This window comes from Pseudomonas sp. MNR3A (assembly GCF_009650575.1).
Lineage (GTDB): Bacteria > Pseudomonadota > Gammaproteobacteria > Pseudomonadales > Pseudomonadaceae > Aquipseudomonas > Aquipseudomonas machongensis.
Window position 1 is genome coordinate 59,450 of the sequence record NZ_VZZS01000032.1, and the last position, 17,400, is coordinate 76,849.

The 17,400-nt window shown below is 62.7% G+C and carries 15 protein-coding genes and 1 other RNA gene; 7 read left to right on the top strand and 9 right to left on the bottom strand.

Going from position 1 to position 17,400, the window contains the following annotated elements; genetic code table 11:
• Nucleotides 1-129: 129 nt before the first annotated feature.
• From F6X62_RS22360 to radA, 5 genes are all read right to left on the bottom strand, one after another.
• Nucleotides 130-747, bottom strand: a complete 618-nt coding sequence (locus F6X62_RS22360; protein ID WP_153774738.1) for a heme acquisition protein HasA — start codon at nt 745-747, stop codon at nt 130-132.
• A gap of 78 nt (nt 748-825) precedes the next feature.
• The gene (locus F6X62_RS22365; protein WP_178117582.1) at nt 826-3,495 is read right to left on the bottom strand and encodes a TonB-dependent receptor; all 2,670 of its coding nucleotides are present in this window, start codon (nt 3,493-3,495) and stop codon (nt 826-828) included.
• Between the two features lie 334 nt (nt 3,496-3,829).
• Nucleotides 3,830-4,819 carry a FecR domain-containing protein gene (locus tag F6X62_RS22370; protein ID WP_153774740.1) on the bottom strand — a complete coding sequence of 330 codons (990 nt, stop codon included), beginning with the start codon at nt 4,817-4,819 and terminating at the stop codon, nt 3,830-3,832.
• Between the two features lie 68 nt (nt 4,820-4,887).
• Nucleotides 4,888-5,391 carry an RNA polymerase sigma factor gene (locus F6X62_RS22375; protein ID WP_063546141.1) on the bottom strand — a complete coding sequence of 168 codons (504 nt, stop codon included), beginning with the start codon at nt 5,389-5,391 and terminating at the stop codon, nt 4,888-4,890.
• Between the two features lie 72 nt (nt 5,392-5,463).
• Nucleotides 5,464-6,831: a DNA repair protein RadA gene (gene radA, locus F6X62_RS22380; RefSeq protein WP_054894041.1), complete on the bottom strand. Its 1,368-nt coding sequence runs from the start codon at nt 6,829-6,831 to the stop codon at nt 5,464-5,466.
• A 179-nt stretch (nt 6,832-7,010) separates the two neighbouring features.
• Between radA and mscL the strand changes: the two genes are divergently transcribed.
• The gene (gene mscL / locus F6X62_RS22385; RefSeq protein ID WP_054894040.1) at nt 7,011-7,424 is read left to right on the top strand and encodes a large-conductance mechanosensitive channel protein MscL; all 414 of its coding nucleotides are present in this window, start codon (nt 7,011-7,013) and stop codon (nt 7,422-7,424) included.
• Between the two features lie 42 nt (nt 7,425-7,466).
• Here the strand turns inward: mscL and F6X62_RS22390 are convergent, their stop codons facing one another.
• Nucleotides 7,467-8,243, bottom strand: coding sequence for a ferredoxin--NADP reductase (locus F6X62_RS22390; RefSeq protein ID WP_153774741.1), 777 nt, complete (start codon nt 8,241-8,243; stop codon nt 7,467-7,469).
• Nucleotides 8,244-8,447: 204 nt separating this feature from the next.
• Between F6X62_RS22390 and F6X62_RS22395 the strand changes: the two genes are divergently transcribed.
• The 3 genes from F6X62_RS22395 to F6X62_RS22405 all read left to right on the top strand — a co-directional run bounded on the left by F6X62_RS22395 (nt 8,448) and on the right by F6X62_RS22405 (nt 11,173).
• On the top strand, nt 8,448-9,161 hold the full coding sequence (locus F6X62_RS22395) for an autoinducer binding domain-containing protein (RefSeq protein ID WP_153774742.1): 714 nt from the start codon (nt 8,448-8,450) through the stop codon (nt 9,159-9,161).
• Nucleotides 9,162-9,252: 91 nt separating this feature from the next.
• Nucleotides 9,253-10,377 (top strand): methyltransferase, encoded by a 1,125-nt coding sequence (locus F6X62_RS22400; protein WP_153774743.1) that lies wholly within the window; start codon nt 9,253-9,255, stop codon nt 10,375-10,377.
• Between the two features lie 550 nt (nt 10,378-10,927).
• Nucleotides 10,928-11,173, top strand: a complete 246-nt coding sequence (locus tag F6X62_RS22405; RefSeq protein ID WP_153774744.1) for a DUF3077 domain-containing protein — start codon at nt 10,928-10,930, stop codon at nt 11,171-11,173.
• Between the two features lie 168 nt (nt 11,174-11,341).
• On the opposite strand, the gene F6X62_RS22410 is transcribed toward F6X62_RS22405, so the two are convergent.
• The 3 genes from F6X62_RS22410 to F6X62_RS22420 are packed head-to-tail and all read right to left on the bottom strand — an operon-like array spanning nt 11,342 to nt 13,946.
• The gene (locus tag F6X62_RS22410; protein ID WP_063546145.1) at nt 11,342-11,482 is read right to left on the bottom strand and encodes a DUF2474 domain-containing protein; all 141 of its coding nucleotides are present in this window, start codon (nt 11,480-11,482) and stop codon (nt 11,342-11,344) included.
• A gap of 13 nt (nt 11,483-11,495) precedes the next feature.
• On the bottom strand, nt 11,496-12,503 hold the full coding sequence (gene cydB / locus F6X62_RS22415; RefSeq protein ID WP_054894034.1) for a cytochrome d ubiquinol oxidase subunit II: 1,008 nt from the start codon (nt 12,501-12,503) through the stop codon (nt 11,496-11,498).
• A gap of 3 nt (nt 12,504-12,506) precedes the next feature.
• Nucleotides 12,507-13,946, bottom strand: coding sequence for a cytochrome ubiquinol oxidase subunit I (locus tag F6X62_RS22420; RefSeq protein ID WP_054894033.1), 1,440 nt, complete (start codon nt 13,944-13,946; stop codon nt 12,507-12,509).
• A gap of 353 nt (nt 13,947-14,299) precedes the next feature.
• Here F6X62_RS22420 and F6X62_RS22425 point away from each other — a divergent pair, with 353 nt between their 5' ends.
• From F6X62_RS22425 to F6X62_RS22435, 3 genes are all read left to right on the top strand, one after another.
• Nucleotides 14,300-14,593, top strand: coding sequence for a hypothetical protein (locus F6X62_RS22425; RefSeq protein ID WP_063546147.1), 294 nt, complete (start codon nt 14,300-14,302; stop codon nt 14,591-14,593).
• Nucleotides 14,594-14,698: 105 nt separating this feature from the next.
• Nucleotides 14,699-15,090: a transfer-messenger RNA gene (ssrA, locus tag F6X62_RS22430) on the top strand.
• A gap of 187 nt (nt 15,091-15,277) precedes the next feature.
• Nucleotides 15,278-16,534, top strand: a complete 1,257-nt coding sequence (locus F6X62_RS22435) for an integrase domain-containing protein (RefSeq protein WP_153774745.1) — start codon at nt 15,278-15,280, stop codon at nt 16,532-16,534.
• Nucleotides 16,535-17,400: the final 866 nt, after the last annotated feature.

Sequence of the window (17,400 nt, forward strand, 5' to 3'; positions counted from 1 at the left end):
TGACCTGGCAGCCGCCACCTCGCAGAATTTCGCGGCACCCCGGCCTGGGCCCGACAAGACACGGGCCAGGGTGCATGCAACAGGGCCAATGACAGAGCGATCTGCCATTGGCCTTTTTCATGCCTGGCGTCAGGCAGCCAGGGCCAGGTCTTCAGGCAGCGCCTGGATACCCACGGCTTCGGCAGCCGCAACACTCGAAGCACCGCCACTCAGTGCAGCGGCAATGGCGTCGAAGGTGCTGTCGGTCGACACGCCGTAGCTGGCCAGCAGGTTGTCCAGCACGCCTTCCAGCGCCGAGGTGTTGCCCTGCATCAGGCCGTAGATCACGCCCTGTACTTCGTTGCCGGCACGGCCGGCACCCAGCGCGGCATCCAGGTCCAGGCCGTTGAAGCTGACCACGTAGTTGCTCAGGCTGAAGTCGCTGCCGCCGCCACCGCCGAGCACTTCGCCCAGGCTGACGTTGTCCAGCGAACCCCACAGGTAGTGGTTCAGGTTGTCGCCCGGCGCCTTCAGCGGATCGAAGACGTAGTGCAGGCCGTTGGAGGTGTCGGAGTCGGCGATGAAGGCGTAGTCCGAACCGTTGGCGCCGTGGGTGGCGTACTGGTCGCCATCACGGCTGCCGTTGCTGAAGCCGCCGGTGTTGCTGTAGCCGTGACCGGCAGTGACGAAACCTGCGCTCCAGAAGGCCAGGTAGTCGTCGACGGTGGCGCTGCCGAATGCTGGATCGTAGGTGACGGAAATAGTCATGACGGTTCCTCTGTGCTGCTTGGTTTGAACGAAGGCGTCTTGCCCTCGTGTTGCCCGGAGTGGGCGAACGCAGGTGTTTCAGAATCGGTATTCGAGCATGCCGCTCAGGGTCCGGCCGCGGGCCAGGGACAGGTTGTTGACGTCGCCCATGGCGACGAAATAGGCCTCGTCGGTGGCGTTCTCCAACGACAGCGCAAGGTTCAGGCTGGGGGTCATCCAGTAGCTGGCGTACAGGTCGTAGACCTTGTATTTGGGCCACATGGCCTGGTCGATCTGGCTGTAGCCGTGGGTGTCGAGGTTCTTGCCGTTGCCCTCGCTGTAGCGCAGGCGCATGCCGACATCCAGGGTCTTGTCGAGAAAACGCATGCCCAGGGTCAGCGAGCCACGGTCGGCCGGCATATAGGAGGCGTTGCCCATGATGTCGCCGCAACTGACGCGGTTGTTCTCGGTGGCATTGGCCTCGGCGCGCGAGACCCGCACCGGCAGCATGATGATGCGGCTGCCGACCTGCACCGGGCGCAGCACGGTCCCGGCGCTGACCAGTTGCTGGGCGCCGCCGAGGTAGAACTGGTTGGAGCAGAAGTCGTTGCTGCCGATCATGTGGGTGTAGCTGAGCTGGCCGTAGTAATCGCCGGCGTCGTAGTCGAGGCTGTATTCCACACCACGAAACTGTGTGGTCTCGAGGTTGTTCTGGTACACCGAGCGGCCCAGGGCGATGCCCGATACGCTGGAGCCCGGCAGGCTGGCGTTGGTGTCGAGAAACGAGAAATTGTCGATACGGGTGTCGAAGTAGGCGATCTTGGCGGCGAAGCGGTCGCCACTGCGCAGCAGCGACTCCTTGAAGATATTCAGCCCCAGCTCCCAGTTGTGCGATTCCTCGGCCTTGAGGAAGGGGTTGGGATAGACCATCTCGTTGCCCCCGCCATGCGGGCGGCCGCTCATGTACGCCTCGGTCACCGCCGGCGGACGCCAGCCACGGCCCCAGCGGGTGTAGACCTGCAGCCACTCCAGCCCCGGCTTCACGGCGATACCGAAGGTCGGTGAGAAGCGGCCTTCTTCGCGGTCTTCCTCGAACAACAGGTCGGTGCGCTGACGGCGCAGGTTGGTCTCGGTGACACCCTCGGGGTACATCCAGGTCGTGACGCCGGTCTTGCCGGTCAGGCGATAGCGGTCATAGCGCAGCCCGGCATCGACCACCAGCCAGTCGTCATGCTCGTAGCTGAGGTTGCCGAACAGGCTGGCCATGACCCGCTTGCCCTTGGGGTTCGCGCCCTGCACGTACGGCAGCGACTCGGTCTCGTTGACCGCGGCGATACGGTTGGTGCTGGGGCGGAAGGTATCCTGGAAAGCCTCGCTGCCATAGTTGAATGTGAGGCTGTCGGCCTGGAACAGGTGCCAGCGCGAGGTGTTCTGCAGTTGCAGGCCCCAGGTGTCGGTCTGGTAGCGATCGGTGTAGTCCTCGACACGGTTGCCGCTGTTCTCGGAAGAGGCGTTGTTGGCGTTCCAGCGATCCTGGCGTGTGGTGACGTAGTAAAGCTTGGCCTTGAAGTCGATCAGCTCGTTGGGGTTGAAGCTGTAGTCCAGGGCCGCGTTCCTTGCGTTGATGTCGTTGGTGCCGGTGACGCGGTAGTAGTAGTCGTGGCTGCCGGCGTCCTTTACCGTCCAGGCGTCCTTGCTGTCGGTGTCGGTCTCGAAGTAGCTGAACTGCAGACGCTGCTCATCGGGCAGGTTCAGGCCGAGCTTGAAGATCTGCGAGCGGGTCACGCTGCCCATGCCGCCGACTTCGCCGTTGAGCCAGCTCTTCCAGGCCTGACGGTCTTCGAGCTTGCCGCGCATCTGGGTGCCGAGGTTGCCGGCGTTCTGCGTGCCGCTGCGGTAGTCGCCGAAATGCCGCTCGCTGTGGCCGACCAGGATGTCGCCGACTTCGTTGCCCACGGCGAACAGCGCACTGCCGTTGAAGTAGGTGCCGTTGCCCAGCTCGCCGATACCGTGCCCGGCACGCAGGCGGCCGCCGACTTCCTTGCCAGGGGCGAGCAGGTCGCGGGCGTCGAGGGTGGCGAAGCTGGCGATCCCGCCGATCACCCCGGCGCCGCCCATACCGGCGGAGGTGCCTTTGTCGATCTCGACGTTCTGCACGAACTCGGGGTCGATGAACATCACGCCGTTGCGCTGCTGGTGGCCATTGACGCTGAAGTTCTGGCGCATGCCATCGATGTTCATGTTGACCCGGCCATAGTCCTGCACGCCGCGAATGTTCACCGAGAGCCCGGGGTCGCGCTGGTTGACCGCGGTGTATACCCCGGCGGTCTGCTCGAGCATGTCGGCGGCGTGGCGCGGCGGGCGCTGGTCGATCTGCTTGCGGGTGACGACGCTGACCGAGCGCGGGGTCATGTAGACCCAGTCGCCGTCACGGGTCGACTCGACATGAGTAGCCCCCAGCTCCAGCGCCTGGCCATCGGCCTCCACCCGCTCCAGCCCTACCTGGCCGGCCGCACTGAAGCGATAGCGCACCGGGGTGCCCTGCAGCAGTTGGCGCAGGCCGTCTTCAGCGGCATGCGCGCCGTGCAGGCCGGCGCTGTTGAGCCCGGCCAGCTTGCGGCTGTCGAAGAACACCTGCACGCCCGACTGCTCGGCGTAGGCCAGTACGGCACTGTCGAGGGCCTGGGCCGGGATGTCGAACTGGATCATCTGGCGGCTGGCGGCATTGGTCGCTGGCGCGGCGTGCGCCATGCCGATCCCCATCGGCATGGCACAGGTGCCCAGGACCAGGCTGCTGGCCAGGGCGAGGCGACCGAAAGGTCGAAGGGTCTGTTGTCGTGGCGTGGTCACTGCGAAGGCTCGTCTGTTGTTGGCGTTTTCTAGTAATGAAAATCAATCTCAACAATCAGACGTGCGGGGGTGGAAAAGTCAGTAAGGGGAAATGAAAAAAGATTTTGCGGGGGCTGGAGTGAGGCGCGATCACCGGCATGGCCGGTGCCATACACGGCGGTGTTCTTTTCGCGGGCAAGCCCGCTCCTACAAAAATCAGTGGAGTACCTGTAGGAGCGGGCTTGCCCGCGAAAAGAACACCACCGAGCAAAGATCAGTAGATCAAGGTCAACCCAGGCAGCTCGAGCCGCTGCGCCTGCAGCTCATCGCTCAACACCCCACCAACCGCCGCCAGTTGGTCCAGACGAAACACCCCGCTTACCTCGCGCTGCGCCAACTGCGAATCCACCACCATCAAGCGCCCCGGACGATAGCGGTTGAGCCGCGCCACCACCTCGGCCAGCGGCTGACGCTCGAACACCAGCACGCCACGCTCCCAGTCGGTGGCGCGCTGCAGATTCTGCTCCGGCCAGGGCCGCACACCACTGACGTGGTCATAACGCACGCTCTGCCCCTGTTCGACCACCTGATCGGCACGGCCACGCGCTGGCGGCGTCAGCAGATCGACGGCCACGCGATGCTCGAGCATCCCGACCCAACCGCCCTCGCCCGCCTGCCCCACCACGAAGCGCGTGCCCAGCGCGCGAGTGGTCGCCCCGGCATACTCGACCACGAAAGGTCTGCGCTCGTGCGCCGACACCGGCGCGGCGCTGAACACCGCCTCCCCCGCCAGCAGGTGCACACGTCGCTCGCGGTCGTCGAAGGCCAGGGTGATGGCGCTGCGGCTGTCCAGGTCGACCAGGCTGCCATCGGGCAACGTCACGCGGCGTACTTCGCCGGCCACGGTGATGTAGTCGGCACGCCAGTCCAGCAGCAACTGCGGCGCCTGCGCGACGCCAAACGCCACCACCAGCAGCGCAGCTACTGCGGTCATCGCCCGGCGCAGGCGCGAACGTCGAGGCACTGGCCGGGCCAGGGTGGAGGGCGATGCGCGGCGCACAGGCGGCGCGATCTGCGCCAAGGAGCCCAGGTCAGCCCAGGTCGTGCGGGCGAACTCATAGGCCTGGGCATGCCGCGGATCGGCGGCGCACCACTGCTCCAGCGCCCGCTGCTGCTCATCGCACAAGGGGCCGGCACTGTCGCGCACCGCCCACTCGGCGGCCTGCTCGCGAATCGCTTGCTCGGGCTGGTTCTCGCTGCTCACACGGTTCTCTCGCGATCTGGTTATGTCTGGGCTGACGTCTGAAGGGGCAATTGTCAGTAAACCGCTCGTCATCCACCGTCCTGCAGGCACTGCATCACATAGGCCAGGGCCTTGGCCAGATGCTTCTGCACGGAGCTGTCGGAAATCCCCAGGTGGCGGGCGACCTCGGCGTGGGTCATGCCTTCCAGGCGGTTGAGGCGGAACACCTGCTGGGTGCGCTCGGGAAGCTCTTCGAGCATGGTTTGCAGGCGCCGCAGATGCTGCTCGCGCGCCGCCTGCTCCTCAAGCCCTGGGCGTTCTTCGACGATGCCTTCGAGAGCCTCGTGGGGTACCGGGTCGGTCTTGCGCCGCTGCTGCTGGCGCAGGTGGTCGATCATCAGGTTGTGCGCCGTGCGGTACAGGTAGCCCGGCGTGTTTTCGATGGTTTCCTGGCGCTGCTGTTCGGCCAGGCGCAGGAAACTTTCCTGCACCAGATCGGCAGCGAGCTGCGGATCGCGCACCTTGCGCGTCAGCAGCCCCTGCAGGGTTTTCGCATGCTTGATGAACAAGCGCTTGAGGTCGGACTCCGCCACACGCACTCCAGCTGGTGGTCGCAAGGTGGCGGAATGCTACTCGCTACTGAGAATCACTTGCAAGAAGTGCGATCACTCGAACAGTGCGTCCAGGGCCTGCTCCAGACGCGTCACCGCAATCACCTGCAAGCCTGCTGGCGGTTCCTTGGGGGCGTTGCCCTTGGGCACGATGGCGCGCTTGAAGCCATGCTTGGCCGCCTCCTTCAGGCGCTCCTGGCCGCTGGGCACCGGACGCACCTCGCCAGAAAGACCGATCTCGCCGAACACCAGCAGGCCATGGGCCAACGGGCGGTTGCGCAGGCTCGACATTACCGCTGCGAGCAGCGCCAGGTCGGAGGCGGTCTCGAGCACCTTGACCCCGCCGACCACGTTGAGGAACACGTCCTGATCATGGGTGGGAATGCCGCCGTGGCGGTGCAACACCGCCAGCAACATCGCCAGGCGGTTCTGGTCCAGGCCGAGGGTGACCCGCCGCGGGTTGGCCAGGTGGCTGTCATCGACCAGCGCCTGCACCTCGACCAGCATCGGTCGGGTGCCCTCCCAGGTGGCCATCACCACGCTGCCCGGCACCTCTTCCTGGGTGCGGTTGAGGAAGATCGCCGAAGGGTTGGAGACCTCCTTCAGGCCACGGTCGGTCATGCCGAACACACCCAGTTCATTGACCGCGCCGAAACGGTTCTTCACCGCTCGCAGCAGGCGCAGGCGTCCGTCCGATTCGCCCTCGAAATACAGCACGGTGTCGACCATATGCTCGAGTACCCGCGGGCCTGCCAGCGAGCCCTCCTTGGTCACGTGGCCAACCAGGAAGATCGCCGTGCCGCTCTGCTTGGCGTAACGCACCAGCAGCGCCGTGCTCTCGCGCACCTGGGCCACGCCACCGGGAGCCGATTGCAGCTGTTCGGTGAAGATGGTCTGGATCGAGTCGATCACCATCACCCGCGGCTTTTCCACCCGCGCCGTGGCGATGATGGTTTCGATGCAGGTTTCGGTCATCACCTTGAGCTGGTCCTGGGGCAGGCCCAGGCGCCGCGAACGCATGGCCACCTGCTGCTGCGACTCCTCGCCTGTGACGTAAAGCGCAGGCATCTGCGTGGCGATGTTGCACAGGGTCTGCAGCAGGATGGTGGACTTGCCGATACCCGGGTCACCGCCAATCAGCACCACCGAACCATCGACCAGGCCGCCGCCGAGCACACGGTCGAGCTCGGTGCTGCTGGTGGTGAAGCGCGGGATCTCCTCGACACTCACCTCGGCCAGGGTCTTGATCTGCGCCTGCTGCCCGGTCCAGCCCGCACGCCCGGCAGGCGCTGCAGCGCCGCCGCTTTCGATCATGGTCTCGACCAGGGTGTTCCAGGCGCCGCATTCGCCACACTGGCCGGCCCATTTGGGAAAGGTCGCGCCGCACTCGGTGCAGCCATACAAGCGCTTGGCCTTGGCCATCGGGTCAGTCTCCTGGGCAAAGACCGCCATGATAGCCCAAGCCCGATGTGCCTCGGGCGCTGCTGCGTGCGACAAAACTATTCGTTCTAATGGCAGTCTGTAGCCCTGAATGCAGCGCATGAAGCGTTTTAGTGGCTTACACTGCGTTTACCTCACCATTTGTTACAAAGGAATAAAACATGGGCGTGCTCAGCGAGTTCAAGGCCTTCGCGGTCAAGGGAAATGTCGTCGACATGGCGGTTGGTATCATCATCGGCGCGGCCTTCGGCAAGATCGTCTCGTCGTTCGTGGGCGACGTGATCATGCCGCCACTGGGCCTGCTGATCGGCGGGGTGGACTTCAGTGACCTGGCGATCACGCTCAAGGCTGCAGAGGGTGATATCCCGGCAGTGGTGCTGGCTTACGGCAAGTTCATCCAGACCGTCATCGACTTCGTGATCGTGGCCTTCGCCATCTTCATGGGCGTGAAGGCGATCAACCGCCTCAAGCGCGAAGAGGCCGTGGCGCCCACCACCCCGCCGGTGCCGACGCCGCAGGAAACCCTGCTGACCGAGATCCGCGACCTGCTCAAGGCGCAGAACCGCCAGCCCTGACCTAAACGTTCCGGGGCCGCGATACGGCCCCGGATAGCGTTCCTACCAGTAGTTCTCCACCGCCACCTGTCCCGGCCGCTTGCTCAGGCTCAGTTGCAGGTCACGCGCCTTCAGCACCTTGCGTGTCTCGTCGATCATTTCAGGGTTGCCGCACAGCATGATCCTCGAATGCTCCGGCGAAAACTCAAGCCCCGCGGCCCGCTCCAGCTCGCCGTTCTCGATCAGCGTGGTGATCCGCGCATTCAGCGCGCCAGGGTGCAGCTCACGCGTAACCACCGGAATGAACTGCAGCTTGCCGGCGAACTCGGCCAGGTAGTCGCGCTGCTCAAGCCCGGTGATCAGATCCACGTACGCCAACTCCTTGGCTTCGCGCACCGAATACACCAGCTTGATGTTGTCGAAGCGTTCCCAGGCCTCGAAGTCCTGGAGGATCGACACGAAGGGGGCGATACCGGTGCCTGTGGCCAGCAGCCACAAGTCGCGGCCACCGACGAAACGATCCAGGGTCAGGTAGCCGAAGGCCTGGCGGTCGATCAGCAGGGTGTCACCCTCTCCCAGCCGGCTCAACTCACTGGTGAACTCACCGCCCGGCACCACGATGGAAAAGAAATCAAGAAACTCGTCATGGGGCGCGCTGACCATCGAGTAGGCCCGCCACACCACACTGCCGTCGGCCTTGGCCACCCCAAGGCGCGCGAACTGCCCGGCACGGAAACGGAACCCCGCATCACGGGTTACGCGCAGGCTGAAAAGGTTCGGCGTCAGGGGTTGGACATCGAGCAGGGTTTGTGAAGTGAATTTGTCGGCACTGGCGGTCATGACGGACTCCCGAGGTGAATGCGCCAAGTGTGGCGCAAAGTGACGCCCAGGAACACCGAGGAGCTGTAGGGTCTCGTACAAAATCGGTACAACTAAATCCATATCGATAGCACACGCTATAGCGAAAAAGTTCCAGCGCTTTAGTCAGCTTTTCCTACACTCGGGTGGATGCCACCAAAATTTGGATCCACTTGGAGCAACAACATGTCGCATTGGAAGCCGGAAAATCTCCAGATATTGCTGGGCGAAAGGCACCCCGAACGCATGTTCGACCACGCCATCGCACTCGTTCAGGAGATGGACATGGAGTACCTGGGGCTTGCCCTGCACCTCCATGTTCCCGCGCAACGTGCCCATGTAATCCTGTACAACAATTTTCCAAAGGAATGGAATGCCCACTATCAGGCAGATCGCCACTTCATCGAGCAAGACCCCATCATAGCCCTCAGTCGCCGCTCCACCGTCCCGGTGCTCTGGGAAGACAAGCTCTATGACGAAGCCCCCGAATACCGCAACCTCGCTTGCAGCCATGGCCTGCGTCACGGGTGGACGCAATCGCTCTATGACCACATCAACCACGCCAGCCAGCTCAGCGTGGCCCGCCCCGAGCACAAGGTCTCGACGCTCGAATTCCTGACCAACAGCGCACAATTGCTCTGGCTGCACAACGTACTGCATGAACTGATCTGCGAACATCACCGCAGACTGATGGACCCAGCCCCTGCCCTGACCGACCGTGAGCTGGAAGTCACCAAGTGGACCGCTGACGGCAAGACCGCGTCGGACATCGCCTGCATTCTCTCGTTGTCGCAGAGTACCGTGAACTTCCATATCCGCAGTGTGATCACCAAGCTCGGCGTGTCCAACAAGACCGCTGCCGCCGCCGTTGCCGCCGCTCGCGGCTTGATCTGGAAGTAACTGCCCGCTACCGGCAAAGCCCTGTAGAATCGAACGCTTTGACGCCTGCGATCATCCACCGCAGGCAAAGCCGCATCGAGCCCGTTCCCCCATGCCCCTGCTGACCAGCCCATTCGCCGAACTCGACCTGATCCGTCAACCGGAGCAGAACAACGACCCCCTGCAAGCCTTCGACGCTGCCGACGAGTACCTGCTGAGCCACTTGGCCGCCCAGGCACCGCAAACCACATGCCGCGTGCTGATCCTCAACGACAGCTTCGGCGCCCTGGCGGCCAGCCTCGCCGGCCATGTGCAGGTGACCAGCAGCGGCGACTCCCACCTGGCCCACCTGGCCCTGGAAAAAAACCTCGCGCGCAATAGCAAACCCTACGACGCGGTGCCCTTCATACCCTCCAGCGAGCATTGGCAAGGGCCGTTCGACCGTGTGCTGATTCGCGTGCCCAAGACCCTCGCATTGCTCGAGGAACAACTGATCCGCCTGCAAGGCAAGCTGGCGCCCGGCGCCGAGGTGATCGCCGGGGCGATGATCAAGCACCTGCCCCGCGCCGCCGGCGACCTGATGGAGCAGTACATCGGCCCGGTCCAGGCGTCGCTTGCGCAGAAAAAGGCACGCCTGTTGATCGCCACGGTCGGCGAGCGACCTGTCGCCACCTCGCCCTACCCCACCCGCTACCGCCTCGACAGCCCAGCACTGGAGCTGGTCAACCATGCCAACGTGTTCTGCCGCGAAGGCCTGGACATCGGCACCCGCGCTTTCCTCCCGCACCTGCCGCGCAACCTCGGCAGCGCCCGCGTCGCCGACCTGGGATGCGGCAATGGCGTGCTGGCCATCGCCAGTGCACGGGTCAACCCGGATGCGCACTACACCCTGGTGGACGAGTCGTACATGGCCGTGCAATCGGCGCGGGAAAATTGGCAGGCGGCACTGGGCGATCGCGCGGTGGACATTCGCGCCGATGATGGCCTGGCCGGGCAGCAGAAGCAGTCGCTGGATGTGGTGCTGTGCAACCCGCCATTCCACCAGCAGCAGGTGGTCGGCGACTTCCTCGCCTGGCGCATGTTCCAGCAGGCTCGGGAGGCGCTGGTGGTCGGAGGCGCGCTGTACATCGTCGGCAATCGCCACCTGGGCTATCACAGCAAGCTGTCGCGGTTGTTCCGCGGTGTGGAGCAGGTCGCGGCGACGCCGAAGTTCGTGGTGCTCAAGGCGCGCAAGTGATCGTAGGGCCAACTGTCTTGCTCAAAATCTGGAGACCAGCCCAATCCCTGTGGGAGCGGCGGTTCGGCGTCCCGACTTGTCCCGCGATCACCGGCGAAGCCGGTGCCATGCACCGCAGTGTCCTTTTCGCGGGCAAGCCCGCTCCCACAAAAAAAATGCAGGCGCCGGATAGGACGTTTCTGAATCTGCAGCCTGCCAGCTTCAAGCAAATCTTCCTGGGAACTATCCTACGCATTTTGCGGAAGCGTCTTGATTGTCGGGGAAATGTCTCAGGGATACCGTCGCTGGGTCGTCGAGTTGGCGACCGGGCGTGAGAAACCCGAACGATATTGACCCAGGCTTGCAGTCATGGCGGCCGTGTATGGGCAGACTTCGGTCTGGCCGGGTTCCAGTGTCCTCGGTTTTCTCACCCCATACGCGGCTGCCACCCTCATCTGGTGAGAAGGATGAACGGCGGTTTCATCTATCGATACTGGATATTCGCCATGAAAAAAATCGTCCCCGACCCACCCCGCTTCATCCCCAGCCCCGTAGATGCGAGGGCTCGACCATGAGTGATTACCCCAACGACTACACCACCGCAGGCGTCGCAATCTTCCTGGACATGTTCCGCGTGCAACCCGGCCTGTCACCGGAGCGGGTGCTGGAGGAAGTCTCGGTATTGCTGGGCTGCATTCGCGACCTGAGCGACCAGGAACAGGCCGCCCCGGCCTCCATCACAGCACTGCATTACCTCAGCGCACTGGCCAAAGGCCTGCTGAACGATCTGGAAATCGCCCGCAACAGCGTTCATTAAACCGGACGTGACCTCTGTGAGAGCGGCGGTTCTGCGTCCCGACTGGTCCCGCGAAAAGGGCACTGCGGTGCCTGGCACCGGCTGCGCCGGTGATCGCGGGACCAGCCCGCTCCCACAAGGGCTGGGCTGGCCTTTAGATTTTGAACAAGGAACGTGGTCCTACCCGGCTCAATGCGTACTCAATCCCGCCGCACTCATGAACATGCGCATGCCATAGGCCACGATCCCCAGCGCCGCGACACTCAACGCCCAGATCAGCACCAGCCAACCCAGACGCTGCCACAACGGTTTCTTCTCCTCGATATCCATCGCCCGGCACTCCCTAGTGGTAGCCATCGTCGTGGGTCACCTTGCCGCGGAACACGTAGTAGCTCCAGAAGGTGTACCCCAGGATGAACGGCAGGATGAACAGCGTCCCCACCAGCATGAAGCCCTGACTCTGCGCTGGCGCAGCGGCATCCCAGATCGAGATCGACGGCGGAATGATGTTCGGCCACAGGCTGATACCCAACCCGCTGTAGCCCAGGAAGATCAGCACCAAGGTCAGCAGGAACGGCGTGTAGTTGGCATTGCGCGCCACCGCCTTGAGCAACCCATAGAAGGTCACCAGCACCAACACCGGTACCGGCATGAACCAGATCAGGTTGGGCATGCTGAACCAGCGATCGGCGATCTGTGGATAAGCCAGCGGCGTCCACAGGCTGACGATGCCGATCACCACCAGCAGCACCAGCGCCAACGGGCGCGCCAGGTCGTGCATCTGCTTCTGCAGCGGCCCTTCGGTCTTCATGATCAGCCAGGTGCAACCCAGCAGCGTGTAGGCCACGATCAGCCCCAGGCCGCTGTAGATGCTGAACGGCGTCAGCCAGTCAAATGCGCCACCAGCGTAGTGGCGGTCTACCACCTTGAAGCCCTCGATGAAGGCCCCCAGCGCCACGCCCTGGAAGAAAGTGGCCACCAGCGAACCCCAGATGAACGCCTTGTCCCACAGGTGGCGCTTGTCGTCCTTGGCCTTGAAGCGGAACTCGAAGGCCACGCCACGGAAGATCAGGCCCACCAACATCAGGATCAGCGGCAGGTACAGCGCCTCAAGCACCACCGAATAGGCCATCGGGAAAGCCCCGAACAGCCCCGCACCGCCCAGCACCAGCCAGGTCTCGTTGCCGTCCCACACCGGCGCGACGGTGTTCATCATCACATCACGGTCACGTTCGCCCTTGACGAAGGGGAAGAGCATGCCGATTCCCAGGTCGAAGCCATCCATGACCACGTACATCATCACCCCGAAGATGATGATCACGGCCCAGATCAGCGGAAGATCGATACCCATGGCTCAGTTCCCCTTGTTCAGGCTGGCAGTATCGTGGTCCGCGCCACCATCGTCGGCAGCCGACAACGGCCGCGCTGGCGTGCGTTTCTGCCCCGGACCGCCCGGCGGCTGTGCGTCGCCCTCCCCGGTGTGCGGCCCTTTGCGCACCAGGCGCATCATGTAGCCCAGACCGGTACCAAACAGCGCGAAGTACACCACCACGAACATCACCAGGGTGAAGCCGAGCTGCCCGTAGCTGTGGTTCGACACCCCGTCCGCCGTGCGCATCAGCCCATACACCACCCACGGCTGACGACCGATCTCGGTGGTGAACCAGCCCGCAAGAATCGCAATCAACCCCGACGGCCCCATCCACAGCGTGAGATGGAGGAACGGCCGCGAGGTATAGAGCGTGCCGCGCTTGCGCAGCCACAGGCTCCACAGGCCGACGAAGATCATCAGGAAGCCCAGCCCGACCATGACCCGGAACGACCAGAACACGATGGTCGAATTCGGCCGGTCTTCAGGCGGGAACTCCTTCATCGCCGGCACTTGCTTGTCGAGGCTGTGGGTCAGGATCAAGCTGCCCAACGCCGGAATCTCCACCTTGAAGCGCGTGGTCTCGGCTTTCATATCGGGAATGCCGAACAGGATCAGCGGCGTCGGCTCGCCGGGCTTGTTCTCCCAGTGGCCCTCGATGGCGGCGATCTTCACCGGCTGGTGCTTGAGCGTGTTCAGGCCGTGGAAGTCGCCGATCACCGCCTGGATCGGCGCGACAATCAGCGCCATCCACATGGCCATCGACAGCATCTTGCGCACCGCCGGATTATCCCGCCCGCGCAGCAGATGCCAGGCCGCCGACGCACCGACGAAGAACGCCGTGGCCACGAACGCAGCGGTGGCCATGTGCATCAGGCGGTAGGGGAACGAGGGGTTGAAGATGACCATCAGCCAGTCGACCGGCACCACCCGGCCATCGATGATCTCGTGGCCCTGGGGCGTCTGCATCCAGCTGTTGGAGGCAAGGATCCAGAAGGTCGACACCAGCGTGCCGAGCGCCACCATCACCGTGGCGAAGAAGTGCAGCCCCCGCCCCACGCGGTTCCAGCCGAACAGCATGACCCCGAGGAAACCCGCTTCGAGGAAGAAGGCAGTCAGCACCTCGTAGGTCAGCAAAGGCCCAGTCACGGCACCGGCAAAATCGGAGAAACGGCTCCAGTTGGTGCCGAACTGGTAGGCCATGACCAGCCCCGAGACCACCCCCATGCCGAAGTTGACGGCAAAGATCTTCGACCAGAAGTGGTAAAGGTCGCGGTAGACATTGTCGTTGGTCTTCAGCCAGAGGCCCTCGAGGACCGCCAGGTAGCTCGCCAGGCCAATGGTGATGGCCGGGAACAGGATGTGGAAGGATACGGTAAACGCAAACTGGATTCGGGCGAGCTCCAAGGCCTCTAAACCGAACATAGTGCTTCCTCTTCAGGTAATCCGGGCGTTCGGGCTCGTGACCCTCGCGCTCACTGCCCCCACGGTAATCGAGTGCGCTGTTGTCGAATTGTTCTGTTCGATCGCAGGGATTCTGGCCAGGCGGCCAACTCGTTTCATCTGGAACGATTGATCCAGATCAACGACTGTTGGGAAGCATAGTCCCGAATGCCAGGGCAGGCTGTGTGGTTGTTTGCCGCGTGACCGGTTGCCTCACCCTCTTTACTCGCGACGGGTTTGGTGGATCGCCCGGTCAACCCCGATGGAACCCTTGGCCAATGGCCACAGTCCACCTTTCAGGCCCACCTTCCAGAGGCCTTCACCAGGAGACACCCATGAAAGGTACAGCGCTTTCCGCCCTCTTCGCGGCCGCCACCCTGCTGGCCTCGCCTGTATTCGCTGCCGATGACCTCTGCGCGATCAACCTGCAGAAGATCAACGACAGCATGGCCACCGCCGGCGCCACGTCCGAAGGCCTGGACAAGGCACTCACCGAGCATGTCGACAAAGCCAAGGCCGCCCAGGCCAGCGGCGACACCAAGGAGTGCATCGCCATCACCAGCAAGGTGCTGGAGCGCCTGGAAAAGACCGAGAAAGGCAGCGGCTCGGCCGGCGGCAGCGGCGCCTGAGCCGCTCTGTTGCAACGGGCGGCGGCACCAGCAGTCGACGCCGCCCGCGCAAAGGCGTATACTCGGCGGCACGTGTCGAGAGATACGTCAGCTAGAGCTGAGTGTGGGGCCGATCAGGATTCGACGCCGGTAGCGAAACTCTAGGTGCATGCCGAGTTGGTAACAGAACTCGTAAATCCACTGTTGCAACTTTCTATAGTTGCCAATGACGAAAACTACGAGGGCTACGCTCTCGCTGCGTAAGCAGCTGAGCCCGCTCTCCTGGTAGCTTCGGCTCCAGCAATCACCAGGGGATGCCTGTAAACCCGAAGTGATTGTCATACAGAACAGGATCGTCGTGTAGCACGTTGGGGGCAAAGCGACTAAAACTTACCCAACTCGTCCAAAGCACCCTGCCCGTCGGGCGGCTGCGGATTAACTCAATAGACACGGCTAAGCATGTAGTACCGACAGCGGAGTACTGGCGGACGGGGGTTCAAATCCCCCCGGCTCCACCAAATGATCAAAAAAAGACGTCCACGGACGTCTTTTTTTGTGCCTGAGATCCAGTAAATACGCGGCCTCCAGCGCTTTTGCGGTCTTTCAAGAGTTTTTGAGTTCCAGCCATTCGGGTATTCCAGGCGGTATTCCAGCTCACCCGGTGCTAATCTTTGGAATACCGAATCAGTGCTTGAGGACAATCTCATGCCTGCTCAAAACCTCCGCCTCTCCGATCGACAGCTCAAGGGAGTCAAACCCGCGTCCAAGGATTATGTCCTCACTGACGGTGACGGTTTGCAGCTCCGCGTACGCAGCAACGGCTCGTTGCTGTGGAATTTCAACTACCGCGAACCGGTGACCAAGAAGCGCATCAACATCGGCTTCGGGACCTATCCCGAACTGTCGCTGGCGAATGCACGAAAGATGGCAGTTGAAGCACGCGAGCTGCTAGCCCAAGGCATCGATCCGAAGGTGCAGCGCAATACGCTGAATGAAGCCAAACGCGCAGAAACGGAACAAACCTTCGAGAACGTGGCCACCGCCTGGTTCGAGCTCAAGAAAGACTCGGTCACCCCGGCCTACGCCGAGGACATCTGGCGGTCGCTCACACTGCACTTGCTCCCCGATTTGAAGACGACACCACTCGCGAAAATCACCGCGCCGATGGTGATCGCATTGCTTCGTCCAATCGAAGCGAAAGGCAGCCTGGAGACGGTCAAACGTCTTAGCCAGCGGCTAAACGAGATCATGACCTACGGCGTAAACTCCGGCCTGATCTTCGCCAACCCGCTCAGTGGGATCAGGGCAGTATTCAAGAAGCCCAAGAAAGAGAACATGGCTGCGCTTCCGCCCGAAGAGCTCCCCGAGCTCATGCTGGAGATCGCGAACGCCAGCATCAAGCGCACCACCCGCTGCCTGATCGAATGGCAGTTGCACACGATGACTCGCCCCGCCGAGGCGGCGACTACTCGCTGGACGGACATCGACTTTGAGCGGCGTGTCTGGACTATCCCACCGGAGCGAATGAAGAAGCGCCGTCCGCATAGCATCCCGTTGAGTGATCACGCTGTCGCCCTGTTGGAGTCACTCAAGCCTCACAGCGGCCATCGCGAATACGTCTTCCCGGCAGACAGAAATCCGCGCACCCACGCCAATAGCCAGACCGCCAACATGGCGTTGAAACGTATGGGCTTCCAGGATCGGTTGGTCAGCCACGGCATGCGCTCGATGGCCAGCACCATCTTGAATGAACATGGGTGGGACCCCGAACTCATTGAGGTCGCACTGGCGCATGTCGACAAGGATGAGGTGCGTAGCGCCTACAACCGAGCCGACTACATTGAACGCAGGCGACCGATGATGGCCTGGTGGAGTGAGTACATCCAGAAAGCCGCCACCGGCAGCCTGCTTGCCTCTGCATACGGTCAAGTCAGAGATAAGAACGTGGTACCGATCCGCTAACTCTGTACGGCGCAAGAATTGCGGAAACAACTGAACGTCCAAGATTCGGGGCAAGCAGCCTCGCTTATCTGCTTCTCAACGCGGGTCCATTCAAACAGGGCTGCAAAGCCGCCCTGTTTGGATGGACCTCACTTTGAAGAGCTAAAACTCAAGACGTTGTCCGGGATTTACCAAGTAATTCCACCGATGGATAACCGCTTTTCACGTACTCAAGGGCGCTTAATTTCGGCCCTTGACCGGGTTTATCCACAGGCGTAGAACTGGCCGTGCAAAGGCTGTCGATGACAGCAACCCAGGTGACCCGAACCTTAAAGGTCACGCCGCTCCCGCGGTGGTTCTCCCCAAGGGCGATTCGCATCCGGCAGCTCACCCGGTCACCTCCCCGGTGATGGATGCTCTTATACCTATAGCGCTCGTGCGCCAGACACACCGTAACTCGCTGCCCTGCAGCAACCTATCCGCTTGGCCGACTACTGCGCCAACCTGTGCCCGTCTCTTTCTTCTGGAAAGAGACGGGCACTTCTACAACTGCTGCAGCCCTTATCGCACATGGCTTTGCGGCATTCCCACTCGTGACAATCGGCGTGACAAATGCCGATGTCACCAGCAACAGCGCTGTAGATGATGGTGCCGCAGACCAAGGAATGGACTGCACCTGACTGACAGTCAGGCATGCCCCGGTCATCGCATTGCTGCTTGCACATGGCTCAGGATCTTCAGGCGCAGGTCTCGTCAGCCAGCGCTGCCTCCACCCGCCCACCGGTAACGGTGCTCAGGAGGCCAGATCATGAGATGCCCTTGCTCCCGGACGTAAGGAGCCGCCAGTCCCGCGCTAGAGGACATCCCCACAGGTCGCAGGGGCCTTG